The sequence below is a fragment of the Paraburkholderia sediminicola genome, assembly GCF_046026895.1.
GTDB classification, from domain to species: domain Bacteria; phylum Pseudomonadota; class Gammaproteobacteria; order Burkholderiales; family Burkholderiaceae; genus Paraburkholderia; species Paraburkholderia sediminicola_C.
Genome location: NZ_JAQQEU010000022.1, coordinates 82,233 through 97,372, shown reverse-complemented (window position 1 = coordinate 97,372; position 15,140 = coordinate 82,233). Strand labels below are relative to the sequence as shown.

Annotated in this window: 13 protein-coding genes and 1 pseudogene; 10 read left to right on the top strand and 4 right to left on the bottom strand. The window is 62.6% G+C overall.

What is annotated here, in order from left to right; genetic code table 11:
• Nucleotides 1-13: 13 nt before the first annotated feature.
• Nucleotides 14-577 carry an FkbM family methyltransferase gene (locus tag PQR02_RS17675; RefSeq protein ID WP_408233359.1) on the bottom strand — a complete coding sequence of 188 codons (564 nt, stop codon included), beginning with the start codon at nt 575-577 and terminating at the stop codon, nt 14-16.
• Between the two features lie 373 nt (nt 578-950).
• On the opposite strand from PQR02_RS17675, the gene PQR02_RS17670 reads away from it, so the two are divergent.
• Nucleotides 951-3,713 (top strand): UPF0182 family membrane protein, encoded by a 2,763-nt coding sequence (locus PQR02_RS17670; RefSeq protein ID WP_408233356.1) that lies wholly within the window; start codon nt 951-953, stop codon nt 3,711-3,713.
• Nucleotides 3,714-3,747: 34 nt separating this feature from the next.
• Here PQR02_RS17670 and PQR02_RS17665 read toward each other — a convergent pair whose 3' ends face one another.
• Entirely contained in the window at nt 3,748-4,524 is a 777-nt protein-coding gene (locus PQR02_RS17665; RefSeq protein ID WP_408233353.1) for a maleate cis-trans isomerase family protein, read from the bottom strand.
• 311 nt (nt 4,525-4,835) lie between these two features.
• Here PQR02_RS17665 and PQR02_RS17660 point away from each other — a divergent pair, with 311 nt between their 5' ends.
• The 7 genes from PQR02_RS17660 to PQR02_RS17630 all read left to right on the top strand — a co-directional run bounded on the left by PQR02_RS17660 (nt 4,836) and on the right by PQR02_RS17630 (nt 12,365).
• Complete coding sequence (locus PQR02_RS17660) at nt 4,836-6,038, top strand: branched-chain amino acid ABC transporter substrate-binding protein (RefSeq protein ID WP_408233350.1); 1,203 nt, start codon at nt 4,836-4,838, stop codon at nt 6,036-6,038.
• A gap of 25 nt (nt 6,039-6,063) precedes the next feature.
• On the top strand, nt 6,064-6,963 hold the full coding sequence (locus tag PQR02_RS17655; protein WP_408233347.1) for a branched-chain amino acid ABC transporter permease: 900 nt from the start codon (nt 6,064-6,066) through the stop codon (nt 6,961-6,963).
• Between the two features lie 51 nt (nt 6,964-7,014).
• Nucleotides 7,015-8,775 carry a branched-chain amino acid ABC transporter ATP-binding protein/permease gene (locus tag PQR02_RS17650; protein ID WP_408233344.1) on the top strand — a complete coding sequence of 587 codons (1,761 nt, stop codon included), beginning with the start codon at nt 7,015-7,017 and terminating at the stop codon, nt 8,773-8,775.
• The gene (locus PQR02_RS17645) at nt 8,763-9,494 is read left to right on the top strand and encodes an ABC transporter ATP-binding protein (RefSeq protein WP_408233341.1); all 732 of its coding nucleotides are present in this window, start codon (nt 8,763-8,765) and stop codon (nt 9,492-9,494) included. The genes PQR02_RS17650 and PQR02_RS17645 overlap by 13 nt, the downstream gene beginning before the upstream one ends.
• Before the next feature lie 68 nt (nt 9,495-9,562).
• Nucleotides 9,563-10,036: a ferritin-like domain-containing protein gene (locus tag PQR02_RS17640; RefSeq protein WP_408233339.1), complete on the top strand. Its 474-nt coding sequence runs from the start codon at nt 9,563-9,565 to the stop codon at nt 10,034-10,036.
• Nucleotides 10,037-10,055: 19 nt separating this feature from the next.
• On the top strand, nt 10,056-10,901 hold the full coding sequence (locus PQR02_RS17635; RefSeq protein ID WP_408233337.1) for a DUF1989 domain-containing protein: 846 nt from the start codon (nt 10,056-10,058) through the stop codon (nt 10,899-10,901).
• Nucleotides 10,902-11,120: 219 nt separating this feature from the next.
• Entirely contained in the window at nt 11,121-12,365 is a 1,245-nt protein-coding gene (locus PQR02_RS17630) for a D-amino acid dehydrogenase (RefSeq protein ID WP_408233335.1), read from the top strand.
• A gap of 123 nt (nt 12,366-12,488) precedes the next feature.
• Here the strand turns inward: PQR02_RS17630 and PQR02_RS17625 are convergent, their stop codons facing one another.
• Nucleotides 12,489-12,986 carry a RidA family protein gene (locus PQR02_RS17625; RefSeq protein ID WP_408233332.1) on the bottom strand — a complete coding sequence of 166 codons (498 nt, stop codon included), beginning with the start codon at nt 12,984-12,986 and terminating at the stop codon, nt 12,489-12,491.
• Between the two features lie 224 nt (nt 12,987-13,210).
• Here PQR02_RS17625 and PQR02_RS17620 point away from each other — a divergent pair.
• Both PQR02_RS17620 and PQR02_RS17615 read left to right on the top strand, forming a co-directional pair.
• Nucleotides 13,211-13,594, top strand: a pseudogene (locus PQR02_RS17620) (FAD-dependent oxidoreductase); the annotation flags it as partial.
• Nucleotides 13,595-13,984: 390 nt separating this feature from the next.
• A complete protein-coding gene (locus PQR02_RS17615) occupies nt 13,985-14,443 on the top strand; it encodes a hypothetical protein (protein WP_408233329.1) in 459 nt (152 codons plus the stop codon).
• A 219-nt stretch (nt 14,444-14,662) separates the two neighbouring features.
• Here PQR02_RS17615 and PQR02_RS17610 read toward each other — a convergent pair whose 3' ends face one another.
• Nucleotides 14,663-15,046: a hypothetical protein gene (locus PQR02_RS17610; protein WP_408233326.1), complete on the bottom strand. Its 384-nt coding sequence runs from the start codon at nt 15,044-15,046 to the stop codon at nt 14,663-14,665.
• Between the last annotated feature and the right edge of the window lie 94 nt (nt 15,047-15,140).

The following is a 15,140-nucleotide window of genomic DNA, read 5'->3' as shown; positions in this document are numbered from 1 at the left end:
TTTTCGCTGCGAACTATAACTGGAAGCGGAAGATCTCGGATTTGTCCAACCGGAAGATCAGTGATAAATGGGTCCAGCCTACCAGCCGATAGTCGTGATCCACAAGATAACGATATATTGCCGACTTCACGATGTCGTTTATCAACATCAATGTCGATACCACGATGACAATCTTTGGCTTGTAGTTGTTGGTATCGATTGACCGCAGCACCTGATAGTCGTGACCTTCCGCGTCGATTGAAAGCAGATCGATCTCGCAAGCTGAGTAACAGCTATTCGCCAGCACGTCATCGAGTGTCGTCGTTTCGACGTTCCTCACGGAGACGGGGGTTTCGGTGCGTCTCGCAACTTCTCCCGGTTCTATGGTCGAAGTTAGTCCGTAAGCGGAAAAACTGTAGGCTTGCCGCGTTGCCTCCTGGTTAGAAATCGCTGCGCACACGTTGGTATCGTCAGACCGCGCAAGCTTGAATGCCTCGATTTTCATCGGGTCCATATCGATATTGATGCCGCGCCACCCTCGCCTGTACAACGCGTAGGTATTCGAGAACTTGACAGGATGGTAGGCGCCCACATCCACGTACACATCATTGTTGAAGGTCGGACTGATGATCTCACGCAGTACGGCATCTTCTCCATACGACGGCCGTTTGCTTATGCATAGCCGCCGGCCGCTCGTCGGACTTAGCGGTCATGCGAGGTCCGTTGCAACCTGCTCTGCACGAGTGGCCGCTTACGCGCGGTGCCGATGTCAATAGCCACACCGAACTACAATCATTCAACCGGTCCGAATCCGCTTCATCCGAACTCGCATCGCACAGGTCATGGGCTGGCGAGGCGCGCACGATCCGGGCTGCGCTGACAGGCCGTTCAGCCGCGCTCCCGGCGGATCGGCCGTGCGCGATTGATCCGCTCGCAGCAGGGCATGGGCGACGGCCCGCACAGGAGGGACTATGCGGTCGGAAGTGAAGTCCGGCGTGAGCCCGAGACGTTATGCAATCACGGCGATGGCCGTCATCGCCGGGCTGATTGTCGTCGGACGCATCACCCGCATCCTGGTCGACTGGCTGTGGTTCTCTTCGATCGGCTATGCCGGCGTTTTCTGGACCATCCTCGACGCGAGAGCGCTGCTGTTTGCCGCCGTGTTCGCTCTCTCGGCGTGCGCGACAGGGCTGTCGGGGATGCTGGCGCATCGTTACGCGAGGGGCGTCGTCATCTCGCGAGCGGACGCAGCCGGTCCATCGGGTGCGACGGAAGTCACCGGCGATCTGGTCGAACTGGTCGCGCCGCGCATTCCCTGGCGCTCCAGTATTGCCGGCGCCGCGATCGTCTTTGGGCTGCTTCTCGCGTCCAGCGAATTCTCCAGTTGGGACATCGCGCTTCGCTACGTTAATCAGGTGCCTGTTGGCGAGCGCGATCCGATCTTCGGCAAGGACATCGGCTTTTATCTCTTCTCGCTCCCCGCGTATATCGCGCTCAAAAACTGGCTGCTGCGGCTGATCTTCTGTAGCGCGATCGCGGCAGGCGCCGTCTACGGATTGCGCGGTGATATCGCGCTGGAGCGGCCACCCCGCACGCTCTCGCCCGCCGCCATCACTCATGCTTCGGCCCTGCTCGGTCTGTTCTTTGCGGTGATGGCGTGGTCGTGGTGGCTCGACCGCTTTCTGCTGCTCTATGGCGACAACGGCGTCGTGGTCGGCGCGAGCTATACCGATGTCCACGTCGGGTTGCCGGTCCAGTGGATGCTGGTCGGCCTTGCCGCGGCGTCATCCGTCGCCCTTTGGATCAACATGCGCCGGCGCAGCTACCGGCTGCCTGCCGTGCTCGCGCTGCTCGTATTCGGCAGTGCGTTCGTGTTCGGCGTGATCTATCCGTCGCTGTTTGAACGCTTCTATGTCAAACCGAGCGAGCTGGGACTGGAAACACCCTATATCGAACACACCATCGCGTTGACGCGACAGGCTTACGGTCTCGCAAAGATCGAGGTTAAACCGTTCGAGGTCGAGCAGGGACTGACGCTCGACTCGCTGCAGGCCAATCGGGCGACCATCGACAACATCCGGCTATGGGATGTGCAACCGCTGATGGATACCTACGCACAGTTGCAGGAGATCAGGACTTACTACAAATTTCTCGCGGTGGACATCGACCGCTATCAGCTCGACGCCGGATACCGGCAGGTCATGCTGTCGGCGCGTGAACTGGAACCGGCGATGCTGCCGCCCAATGCCCAAACCTGGGTGAACCTGCACCTCATCTTCACTCACGGCATCGGCGCCGTGATGTCGCCGGTCACCGAGAAGTCCACCGAAGGCCTACCCTTTTTCTATCTGCGGGATATTCCGCCTGTCTCCAACGGCGGGCCGGCCATTCGCCAACCACGTCTCTATTTCAGTGAAGGCCAGCAGGACTACGTCATCGTGAACGGCAATGTCGCTGAATTCGACTATCCGCAAGGGGCGAACAATGCCTACACGAGGTATAACGGGCGCGACGGCGTCAACGTCGGCAGTGTGGCGCGACGCAGTCTCTTCGCCTGGCAGCTCGGCGATCCCAACATCCTGCTGAGCGGCTATATCACCGACCAGAGCCGGATCCTGCTTCACCGCAACATTCAGGACCGCGTGCGTATGATCGCTCCGTTCCTGAGTCTCGACCATGACCCCTATGTCGTCGCAAGCAACGGGCACCTGTACTGGATTCAGGACGCTTACACCGTCAGCCAGTGGTTTCCTTACTCGCGGCCGGGTTTCGGCGACGGCGCCAATTACATCCGCAACGCGGTCAAGGTCGTGGTCGACGCATACAACGGCACGGTCGATTTCTACGTCAGCGATCCCGCCGATCCGCTCCTGCGCACCTACGAGCGCAGCTTCCCGGGTTTGTTCAAGCCTTTGGACGCGATGCCAGCGGCGCTTCGGCAGCATGTCCGCTACCCCGAAGATCTGTTCCTGATCCAGGCGCAGCTCTACCGCGCCTATCATATGGTTGCGCCGGAGGTCTTCTACAACCGCGAGGACCTGTGGGAATTTCCCCGTGAGCTGGCCGGAATGGATGGCGGGAGCGGCGCCAGCACGATGCCGCCGTACTACACGATCATGCGACTCCCCGGCGACCCGCGCGCCGAGTTTATCCTCATGCTGCCGATGGTGCCGAGCCAGCGGGAGAACATGATTGCGTGGCTGGCGGCGCGTTGCGATCCGTCCGGGTACGGCAGGCTCATCGTCTATACGTTTCCCAAGGACAGGCTGGTCTTCGGGCCGTTTCAGATCGAAGCGCGGATTCAGCAAAACACCGAGATCTCGCAGCAGATCTCGCTGTGGAACCAGATGGGCTCACGCGTCATTCGCGGTCATCTGGTGGTCGTGCCGATCGAGAACTCGATCCTCTACGTTTCTCCGCTCTATTTGCGCGCGGCGTCCGGCCAGTTGCCGGAGTTGAAGCGGGTGATTGCCGCGTATGGCGACCGTGTGGTGATGGAGGACACCCTGGGTGAAGCCCTGGCGGCGCTTTTCAAGGAGAGCGCGCAAGCGGCATCGCCATCACGAGGCACAACGAACGCGCCGGACGCGCGGGCACGCGAGGCACTTGCCCACTATGACCGCGCGATCGAACGGCTGAAGGCGGGCGACTGGAGCGGCTTCGGCGCGGAACTGGATGCTCTGCGGCCGTTGCTGGAGGCACTCGGTGCCGGGCGTTCCAATGATCACAAGTGACCAGGGGAGATTCAAAGGGCATCGATGGCGCGCGTCACAGCGCAAACAGCCGCCCAAGATGAGGTTCGCAATCCGCCACGCCGGCGAGCCGCAGCGCGTGCCAGGCCATCGCGTAGTTGCTGGATATCACCGGCTTGCCGATCGCCGCCTCGAGCTCCGGAATCAACCCGGCAATGCGCAAGCTCGTGCACGACACGAAAATCGCATCCACGTCACGATTGCGCGCAAGCCGCTCAACGCCGGTTCGCAACGACGCCGCATCGATCCGCGCCACTTCGTTGTCGTTCGCATGCTCGAACGACGCCATGCGCGTAATGGCGTGGCCACGTGACTCGATATAGTCGCGCATGTAATCGTTGATCGAACGCACATAGGGCGTAAGCAGGGCCGTACGCTGGACGCCTAGTGCGCCAAGCGCCGCCAGCGCCGCGGTGATCGGCGTGGTGCTCGCGGCATCCGGACGCGCTTCGCGAATCCGCGCGAACACCTTGTCCTCCCCAATCACCATCGACGCGGACGTGCAGCCAAACGCCACCACATCGATACGCTCGGCCGGACGGATCAGCGCGACCGCCGGTGCAATCCGGTCCTCCATTTCCGCGAGCCGTTCAGGCGTGATATCCGCCGAGTTGTACACACGGCTTTCGTAGAACGCCACGCCGTCCTGCGTCAGCAAGCCTCGCCACTCGTGCTCAATCGTATGATCGGTGGCGAGCACCAGGAGGCCGATCGCGGCACGCCGGCAGATGCCCTCGTCCAGCGTGAAATCGAGCCTCGTGTACGCGTCATCCTGCTGTGCAATCGCACTCATTTCAGTGTCATCCTGTCATGTCGCGTTCGGGTTTGCGCTTGCCTGCCGTCACTGCCTTTTTAAAGGTAGAGGATTGCCGGCGCCTTTGCGTAGTGGTTTATACGCAAATACCCTATACCGTCCCAACGCACGCCGCCTCCTATCATGAAAGAGGCGCTTTCGTGCCAGCGCTCCGGTGAAACCAGTCGTCACGCTGCTGACCTGGCGGGTATGAATCACGTGCAATCGCCCATTTCCGTTCGTTTTCTGATGTCACCGGTATATCCGTGTGGCGGATCGTCCGATCCCTTTCACAATAAGGAGTCACTAACATGATTGCTCAGAAGAATGGCTGGCCCGGTGCAGAGCGGGGCTTGCGGCAAACGCTGCTCCCGGCCATGGCGGCCGCCCTGGCCCTGCTTGCCGGCATGGCTCCCGGTTCGGCGCTAAGCCAGGGTGCCACCATCAAGATCGGCGTGCCCGTCCCGCTGTCAGGCAGCAGTGCGAATGCCGGCACGGACATCGTCAATGGCGCGAAGCTCGCCGCCGCCAGAATCAACGCGGCCGGAGGCGTGCTCGGCAAGCAGATCGAACTGGTGCCCGAGGACGACGCCTGTGATGCGCAGACCGCGGTGCAGGCGGCGCAGAAACTCGTCGATGCGGGTGTTGTCGCGGTGGCGGGCGGCTACTGCTCCAGCGCGGCACTGCCGGAATCGACAACCTTTCATCGCGCCGGGATTCCCTACGTGCTGGATGCGTCGACCAATCCGCAACTGACCGAGATGGGGTACGACAACGTGTTCCGCACGATCGGCCGTGACGACCAGCAGGGCCCCTTCGCGGCAAACTTCATGAAAGATGTCCTGCACGCGAAGCACGTGGCGGTGATCGACGACAACACGACCTATTCCAAAGGACTCGCCAAGAACACCGTGGAAGCCTTGAAGAAGAACGGTGTCGATGTCGTGTACGCCAATTCGATCACGCCCGGTCAGATGGACTATTCACCGACACTGACGCGGGTCGCCTCACTGAAGCCCGACGTGATCTACTACACGGGCTATTTCTCCGAAGCCGGCCTGATGGTCAAGGAGGCGCGGCAACTGGGTCTGAAAATGACCTTCATGGGCGGCGACGCCACCAATGACCCCACCCTGATGAAGACGGCCGGTCCCGCCGCCGACGGCATGATCATCACGACGGCACCGCTCGCGCAGTTCCTGAGCGGCGCGCACGCCTACGTCGATGACTATACGAAGGCTTACGGGCAAGGGCCGGGACCGTACTCGGTCTATGAATACGACGCCGTCGGGGTCACGGCGAAAGCCATCGCGGACGCGAAATCGGCCCAGCCTGCCGCGATCACGGCGGCTCTGCACAAGATCTCGAACTACCCGGGCGCGACCGGAACGATCGCCTTCAATCCGAAGGGGGACCGCAGCAAAGCGGTGTACATCACCATCATCGTGCACAACGACAACTTCGAGCCCTACCAGAGGCAGGATGCGAGCGGACATTGGGCGGCGATGAAGTAGGCGCCATTGCGCGACCCGCCCCGTCATGAGCGACTTCTTCCAGTTCGTCGTCGAAGGGCTGACGACCGGCTCGTTCTACGCGCTCGTCGCCCTCGGCTACACGATGGTCTACGGGATCATCCGGCTGATCAACTTCGCGCACGGCGACCTGTTCATGGTCGGCGCGTTCATCGGCTGGACCGGTCTGATGGTCCTTGCGTCCGCCCATCTGCCGCTCGCCCTGGCCCTGCTGATCGCCCTCGTGGCCGCGATGACGGTCACAGGCGCGCTCGGCCTGCTGATCGAGCGGCTCGCGTATCAGCCGCTGCTGCGCGCGCCGCGGCTGTCGATTCTGATCACGGCACTGGGCGTCTCGCTGGCGCTGCAAAATGGGGTGCTGCTGATCTACGGCGCAGGCTTTCGCACCTATCCGCATGTGCTGAGCCAGGCGGGATTCCAACTGCAGGGCGTGCAGATCACCTTCGCGCAGATCGGCATCATCGTGGCAAGCCTCGCCCTGATGCTGGCACTGTATTTCTTCGTTCACCACACTTTCCTCGGCACCGCGATGCGCGCGCTGGCAATCGATCAGGACGCCGCGCGTCTGATGGGCATCGACGTCGAACGCCTGATCCAGCTCACCTTTCTGCTCGGTTCGGTGCTGGCCGCCGTCGCGGGCGTCATGGAAGGGCTTTACTACACGCAGATCAATTTCTTCATGGGCTTCGTGCTCGGCCTGCGCGCGTTCACCGCCGCCGTGCTCGGCGGCATCGGCAACATTCCGGGTGCGATGGCGGGCGGCGTCCTGATCGGCCTGCTCGAAGCTTTCGGCGCGGGCTATGTGTCGTCGCAATGGACCGACGTGTTCGTCTTCGGCGTGCTGATCGGCGTGCTCGTGATCAAGCCGACCGGGCTGTTCGGCGAACGCGTCGTCGAGAGAATGTAATCCATGAGCGCCACTCGGGCTTCCGCGCGTTGGGCCAAGCCTGTCGGCGGCGTGCTGCTGGCCGCCGCCGTGGCGCTGCCCGCCGTCGCCAGCAACTATGTCGTCGATGTCGGCCTGACCATCGTCACTTATTCGATCCTGGGTCTCGGGCTGAACATCGTGGTCGGCTATGCCGGACTGCTCGATCTGGGCTACGCGGCCTTCTTCGCGATCGGCGCGTACACCACGGCGCTGCTGGAAACCCTGCTGCACTTCTCGTTCTGGGAAACGCTGCCGTTCAGTCTCGCGTTCGCCGGGGTATCGGGCATCGTCATCGGCTACCCCACCCTGCGCCTGCGCAGCGACTATCTGGCGATCGTCACGCTGGGATTCGGCGAAATCACGCGCATCGTCGCCACCAATCTCGACATCACGGGCGGCCCGAACGGCATCTTCGGCATCGCGAGCCCCAGCCTGTTCGGTTTCGAGATCAGTTCGCCGCTTGCGCTCTACGAACTGGGCATGGCGTTCCTCGTGCTGGTGCTCGTGTTCGCCATCCGGCTCGGCCGGTCGCGCCTCGGCCGCGCGTGGACCAGCATCCGCGAGGACGAGGCAGCCGCCGAGGCCGTCGGCGTGCCGACGCTGCGCGTCAAGCTGCTCGCCTATGTGATGGGCGCGCTGATCGGCGGGCTGGGCGGCAGCCTGTTCGCCGCCCGCTTCGGCACCATCGATCCGACCGGCTTCACCTATGTGCAGTCCGTCACGATCCTGATCGTCGTCGTGCTCGGCGGCCGGGGCAGCATTCCTGGTGTGATCCTCGGCGCGGTCATCGTCGCCGGCCTGCCGGAGATGCTGCGTTTTCTCAACCTCTGGCGCATCTTCGCTTTCGCGATCGGGCTCGTGATCCTGATGCTGCTGAGACCGCAGGGGTTGTGGCCCGCGCCGTTGCGCCGCGTCGCGCCGCCGCGCAAGGGCGCCGACGCCGATCGGGCCCCCGTGCCGAGTCACGCCGTCACCGACGAAACCCTGCTGGAAGTGCGCGCCATGCAGCGCCGCTTCGGTGGCGTGCTGGCGGTGGGCGGTGTCAGCTTCATGGTGAAGAGCGGCGAGATCGTGAGCTTGATCGGTCCGAACGGCGCCGGCAAGACCACCGTGTTCAACTGTCTGACCGGCGTGATCCGTCCGACTGGCGGCCAGATCGTCTGGTGCGGGGAACGGCTTGCCGGCGGAGCGCCTCATCGCATCGTCCATCAAGGCATGGCGCGCACCTTCCAGGGCATCCGCCTGTTCGGCCACATGACGGCCTTCGAAAACGTGCTGACCGGCATGGACCATCGGCTGCGGACACCGCTTGCAGCCGAGCTTCTGGCATTGCCGTCCGCCCGGGCCGAGGCGGCGGATCATTCGACCGAGGGCCTGCGCTGGCTCGCCTTCGTCGGTCTGCCGGGCCGCGCGGGCGAGCGCGCCGCCGATCTGCCCTACGGCGACCAGCGCAGGCTGGAAATCGCCCGTGCGCTCGCCAGCAGCCCTCGCCTGCTTCTGCTCGACGAGCCGGCAGCGGGCATGAACCCGACCGAGAAGCGCGCGCTGATGGAACTGATCCGGCGCATCCGCGATCATGGCGTGACGGTGCTGCTGATCGAGCACGACATGATGCTGGTGATGGGCGTGTCGGACCGGATCATCGTGATGGATCACGGCGTGATCATCGCCGAGGGCCAACCTGCCGCGATCCGGGCTGACCCGCGGGTAATCGATGCCTATCTCGGCACAGCCGAAAAGGACGAGGCGAGCGACGATACTGCCGGGGAGAAATCGCTGTGGGACTCCTAGAAATCCGCGATCTGCGTGTGAGCTACGGGAATGTCGAAGTGCTGCACGGCATCTCGCTGGACGTCGCACAGGGCGAGATCGTCGCGTTGCTCGGCAGCAACGGCGCGGGAAAAACCACCACGCTGCGGGCGATTTCCGGACTGATCCGGCCGCGCGCGGGCGACATCGCGATGGATGGCCAGCGCCTGACGGGACTGCGCGCCCACCAGATCGTGGCGCTGGGTCTGGGTCATGTGCCAGAGGGGCGGCGCATTTTCGGCGCGCTGACGGTGGAGGAGAATCTGCACCTCGGCGGCTATCTGATCCGGCGTGACAGTGCGGCATTGCAGCAGCGAAGGGATCAGCTCTATGCGACTTTCCCCCGGCTCGGCGAGCGGCGCAGCCAGCTGGCCGGAACGCTCAGCGGCGGCGAACAGCAGATGCTGGCGATTGCCCGCGCCCTGATGCTGCGTCCGCGTATCGTGGTGCTGGACGAACCCTCGATGGGACTCGCGCCGAAGCTCGTCCGCGCGATCTTCGGCATGATCGCCGACATCTGCCGCGAAGGCACCTCGATTCTCCTCGTCGAACAGAACGCCCGCCAGGCGCTGCGAATCGCTCATCGGGCGTACGTGCTGGAAAGCGGGCGCATTGCGCTCACGGGTTCCGCCCGCGAGCTGGCTCAGGATAGCCGGGTCCGCGCTGCCTATCTGGGCGGCAGTGCTATCGCGGCGGAGTAATCTGCTAACTGAGCCGTTAGTCGGGCACATAACATCGGTAAAACCGGTCACACGCAATGGAGGCAAACATGGCAGAGATCGAGAAGGAAAAGGTGGTTGAAGTCCTCAACCGGATTCTGGAGTCGGAGCTGGCTGGGGTCGTTCGCTATACTCATTATTCATTCCTGGTATTTGGATTCGGCCGCATCCCCATTGTGGCGTGGCTGCGGCAACAGGCCGACGAATCGCTCGTGCACGCCCAGCAGGCCGGCGAATGGATCACCACCCTGGGTGCTTACCCGTCTCTGGCGATCGGTCCGCTGCTCGACTCGCACGTCTTCGACATCGCCTCCATTCTGCGTGAATCGCTCGAAGCCGAGCGAGTCGCGCTCGACCTGTATCGGAACCTCCTCGCGCTGGTGGAAGATCGTGCAGTCGCGCTGGAAGAATACGCGCGCCAGATGATTCACGTCGAAGAACTGCACGCCGGCGAGGTGGACAAGATGCTGCGCCGCCCCGGTGCGATGACGACGCCGCCTGATCGCGGCGCGGCGCCGGCCTGAGTTCGACGGAGCGTCCATCATGCTGAACTACCCCGCTGCCTATCAGTCCACCAAAGGCTCGGCGCTCGACGTCGACCAGGCGTTCTATCAGCGCATCGCCTCACAGCACGACACCCGCACGCTGGTCGAATCGATCGTCGTGCCGATCCGCTCGGGGCAGGCGTGGACCGTGCCGGCCGGCCACGTGTTTCGCATCGTCACGATCGAAGGCCCGCAGGTTGCCGACCTGAACCTGTGGAACCGGCACGACCCGCGCGAGCGTATGTGGGCATCGCGCACGCGCCAGTTGCAGCAGGCGCACGTGAGCACGTTCGACCGTCTGTGGTCGACGCTGCCGTTCCTGCGTCCGATGGTGACCATCACGGATGACAGTCTCGCAGGCTACGGCGTCGACGAGCACGGCGGCCGCGTCCACGATCTGCTCGGCACGCGCTGCGACCCCTACGTGAACCGCATGCTGACCGGTGAGGATTTTCATTTCCACTGCCACTCCAACCTGACGCGCGCCATCGCCCCGTATGGATTGACCGAGTACGACGTCCACGACGTGCTCAACGTGTTCCAGTGCACCGGCCTGAATCTCGACGACAAATACTTCATGAAGGCGTGCCCGGCAAAGCAAGGCGATTACCTCGAATTCTTCGCGGAGATCGATTTGCTGTGCGCGCTGTCGACCTGTCCGGGCGGCGATCTGTCCGTGCCGATGTGGGGACCCGACGCGCGCGATCCGCTGGAAGTGTGCCGGCCGCTCGGCATCGAGGTCTGGCAACTCGCGCCGCAGATGCTGGACGGGTGGACGCCGCCGGCTGTGGCTGCCTATAAGGGGCAGCACGGAATGGTGCTGAATCAGCCGCAATGGAAGTGAGTCTGATGCGGGCCGCCGTGATAGCACCGCGCCGGGAGCAGCACGCGCGGCCGTCCGCCCGGCGCAGTTGCACGAGTCCTTCGAGCGTGCGCCGCGCGAAGCTCATCGGCTGTCTGTCCGCTTCACGTCGGCGGAACTGCCCGATGGGTTGGCGCAGCACGCAAGCCGGAGCGACACCGCGCTGCCGTGAATGGCCGCCCCCTTGCATCTGAGGACATCATGAAAGTTATCGTGCTCGGTGGCGGGGTGGTCGGTGTGACAACCGCGTACCAGTTACAGAAGGATGGCCATGAGGTCGTGATCGTCGAGCGGCGGCCTTTAGTCGCTGCGGAAACCAGCTGGGGTAACGCGGGCATGATCGCGCCCGGGCATTCCTTTGTCTGGTCCTCGCCCAAAGCGCCGATGATTCTGCTCAAATCGCTGGTGCTGAAGGATCAGGCATTGCGTTTCAGGTTCTCGGCGGATCCCAGGCTTTACAGCTGGTCGTGGCGCTTCCTGATGGAATGCACAGCGGAGAAGGCACGCCGCAATACCCTGCTCAAGCATCGGCTTGCCGCCTACTCGCAACGCGTGCTCCAGGAGGTGATCGCTGAGGACGCCATAGAATACGATCGAAATGACCGCGGAATCCTGTATTTCCACCGGACTCAGGAAGCACTGGACCGCGGAGTCGAACACATGAAGCTGCTGGAATCCGATGGGCAAGTCATCCGGGTTCTCAGCCGCGATCAGGTCGTCGCACTCGAGCCGTCGCTGGCTTCGGCAAAAGACCGGATCGCGGGCGCCATTCACTGCCCGACCGATGAGACCGGAGATTCTGCGAAGTTCACCCGCGCCCTTGCGGAAAAGATTGTCGCGCGCGGCGGTACGCTTCTGACGGACACCACCATCGACGGCTTCGAGACCGCCGGGCAGGACGTGGTGGGTATCAAGACGAGCCGAGGCCTTGTAAAAGGCGACGCGTATGTGCTCGCCCTTGGCCCCTACAGTCCGGTTCTTGGCCGGCAGATCGGCATCGATCTTCCGATCTATCCGATCAAGGGATACTCCCTCACGATTCCGATCGATGACCGGCCCTCGCCGCCCACCGTTGCAGCGGTCGACGAGCACAACCTGGTCGCGATCTCGCGCTTCGGCGACCGGATCCGGGTCACCGCGACGGCGGAGTTTGCCGGCTACGACACGAGCCACAAGCCTTCTGATTTTGTGTTTATGAAGAGCGTGACGCAGGAACTCTACCCTGCCGGCGCCAACTACGATCGCGCCGAAATGTGGGCCGGACTCCGGCCCATGACGCCGACGAACTTGCCGTTTTTTGGGCGCAAGAAATATCGCAATCTTTATCTGAACACCGGTCACGGTCATATCGGCTGGACCATGTCACACGGATCGGCTCGAATCACGGCCGACCTGATCGCGGGACGAACGCCGGCGATTCCGATGGAGGGGCTGCTTTGCGATTGATCGCGGCGCGTTTTGCAGTCAAGACGTCGTACGCCGGGGCTCGCTACCCGCTCGCTTCACGTAGGCGACGATGCGGAAATCATCCTTCGAAGCGATCAACGCGACGTTCTGCCGCACTCCTAATTACAAATGCCGTCCGTCAATCTCAACCTCCGCTTCGCATTCGACGGGCACGTTTAGAGGGAGTGCGACGCCGACCGCCGACCGGGCATGCATTCCAATGTCCGGCCCGAAAAGTTCAAGGATCAGGTCCGAGAAGCCATTTGCGATCCGTGGCATCTGATCGAAACCGGGCGCTATGTTGACCATTGCAAAGACGCGTACCCAGGCTGTAATGCGATCCAGGTCCCCGAGCGCCTTCTGAAGACTTGCCAACTGTGCAAGCGCCACAAGACGTGCTGCTGCGTAGCCTTCATCCGGCGAAACGTCCGCGCCGACTTGACCGACCGGTTGTGCAATCGTCCCGTCGACGTTGAGCGGCACGTGTCCCGAGACAAAAACTCGCGAGCCGCTCACGCGCACCCATGCAAATGGCAATGACATGTTGACGTTTGCAGGCATCTGTAGCGCCGACGGCAACGTCAAGCCCATTTCCGCCAGCTTCGCTTCGATTCTTGCCATGACCGTCTCCTCGGAATCCTGGGATGGGATGAACCTTAGATGCTGGCAGTCGGCTTTTCAAGGCGTAACCCGCCGATCGCTAAATCCAGTGGAATGCCCCCTCGTTAAGGCTGCCCGCCGAAGATTGCTGCGGATCGATTCGCCCGCGAACAACGCGTCAGCCGCGGATCAGAACCAATCGTCAACGCCCGGGTTGCCATGTGAACAGTCATCCATGCACAAGGCACCGCCGACCCTTCATCCGGTTCCGCCAGACGCAGCGCAAACGGCGTGGGAACCACACCGCCCGGCCCGCGCACGAACAGCGGGTCACCCAGTCGATCGAGGATGCCGTGGTGCTGGCCGCGCAGTTGGCGAAGGCGGGGCCAGGCAATTGGCGCGAGGCGCAGGAAGCCTACGAGCGCCTGCGCCGGGGCCGCCCGCGCAAGGTGCAGTACGCGTCGATAGCCACGGCGGACGTGCTGCATCTGCCCAGCGGGCCGGCCGCGCAGGCGCGCAACGCCCGCCTCGGCGCGCGCGACCGCCTGCTTAATCACCTGGAGTGGATTCACGATTTCGACGCCCTCAAGGAAGAGCCGAGTGAACGTCAGGGTGGCACCTGGCTTTGAGCCAGCCGTGCTTGAGCGATTTCTCGGGGTGTCAAAACCGTTGCGTGACGCACGCCAGGGTGTCAGGCAGTATCACGACGTGCAACCACCGAAGGTCGGGGACAGGTGCTCGTGCCCGGACGAGGACCACGTGCAATTGGACTGGCTCGCCCGGCTCAGACACACAGCCCCCGGTGCCTGACGCCCTCTTTGGGTTGACGCGCATCCGACCGGTCACCACCAGAACCCGGTTCGAAAAACAGACTGGACGTGATGCCGATTTTCCGCGAGCCGCAAATGCCACAGAAGGTGCAAGTACGTGTAGATTAGGCTCTAGTAGTTTGCGACCCGCCACCGTGTGTTCGAAACGGTCGTCATCGGAGTCAGTCCTGAAGTTGTACAGGAGCCGGCATGAACACAAAGCACAGCAAGAAAGGTCATCTCGAAGCCGCGGCGTCACACCACGAGCAGGCCGCGCGACATCACCGCGAAGCGTCGCGGCATTTCGAGGACGGTCGAGACCTTGCCCACGCCGCGCATCAGGCGATGATGGCCCATGGCCATACCTTGCATGCGATCGATGAGGCACACGACGCTGGCGCGCACAGCGCCAATACGCCGCCGATAACGTCTCCATCGACCGGCTCAAGCGTCAGTGCCGCGGACGTGGCAAAACATCATGCGGCGGCCGTGGAGCTTCATACGCAGGCGGCGCAGCATATGCGTCACGCCGTCAAGCTCTTCGACCAGGATCGCAGCGCGGTCTCCCACGACGCACAACTAGCGCTCTCCCTCGCACTGCGTGCTCTGTCCCATGGCAATGAAGCAGCCAGACTATTTGTCAGGCTCGCTGCCAGTGGTGCTTCGTGAGTTGAGGTTGGTTGGATTCAAGCCAGTCACACCGTGTGTGGTGGAGTTTTCAGAGCGATCCAGTATCGGTTTATACGGCTTATTCAGCGCGCCGAAAACTCAATCGCTTTCTGCACTGCATGCGCGCCGCGCGGTCGCGCGGATCTATCTACGGTCGTGGGCCTGCCGTAAAGATCCGCGCATCGATACATATGGCGCAATCCAGCGCGCCACCCGAGACTAGGCCTTTCGCTCCAGCAAGTCTGTTGCCATAGACTTCGCATGCGCTACGGCCTCTTGCGCGTCGAGGAATACACCGAGCTGTTCCCAGCGCTCTTCGACCGCGTAGGTTCCTTTCATTCCGAGTGCCCTTTGAACGCACAATTGCGCTGCGTACCTGCCGTCCTCCAATGGTCGAGCAGTCGCTATTACCTTGTGTGGAAGGCCGGATCTTTCTGGTTGAACCAACTCGGCAGGACTGCCAGGTGCGCCGACATCTTTCAACTCGTTCCTGGTTTTGCAGTCCGGGCAGTAGAAGCACCACCCCTCGTTCTCGTGATTAGTTTTAACCTGCCCGCGAGCCAGCACGGCACGACATTCAACGTTTTCGCAGATGAACGGCATAGCAGTTTCCGGAGTTGTTTGAAGGAAATCCTAGCATGTCCGCCGACGGCCAACCATCAGCATGTTGCCGTGCCTGAGGCTAAGGAAAACCCTC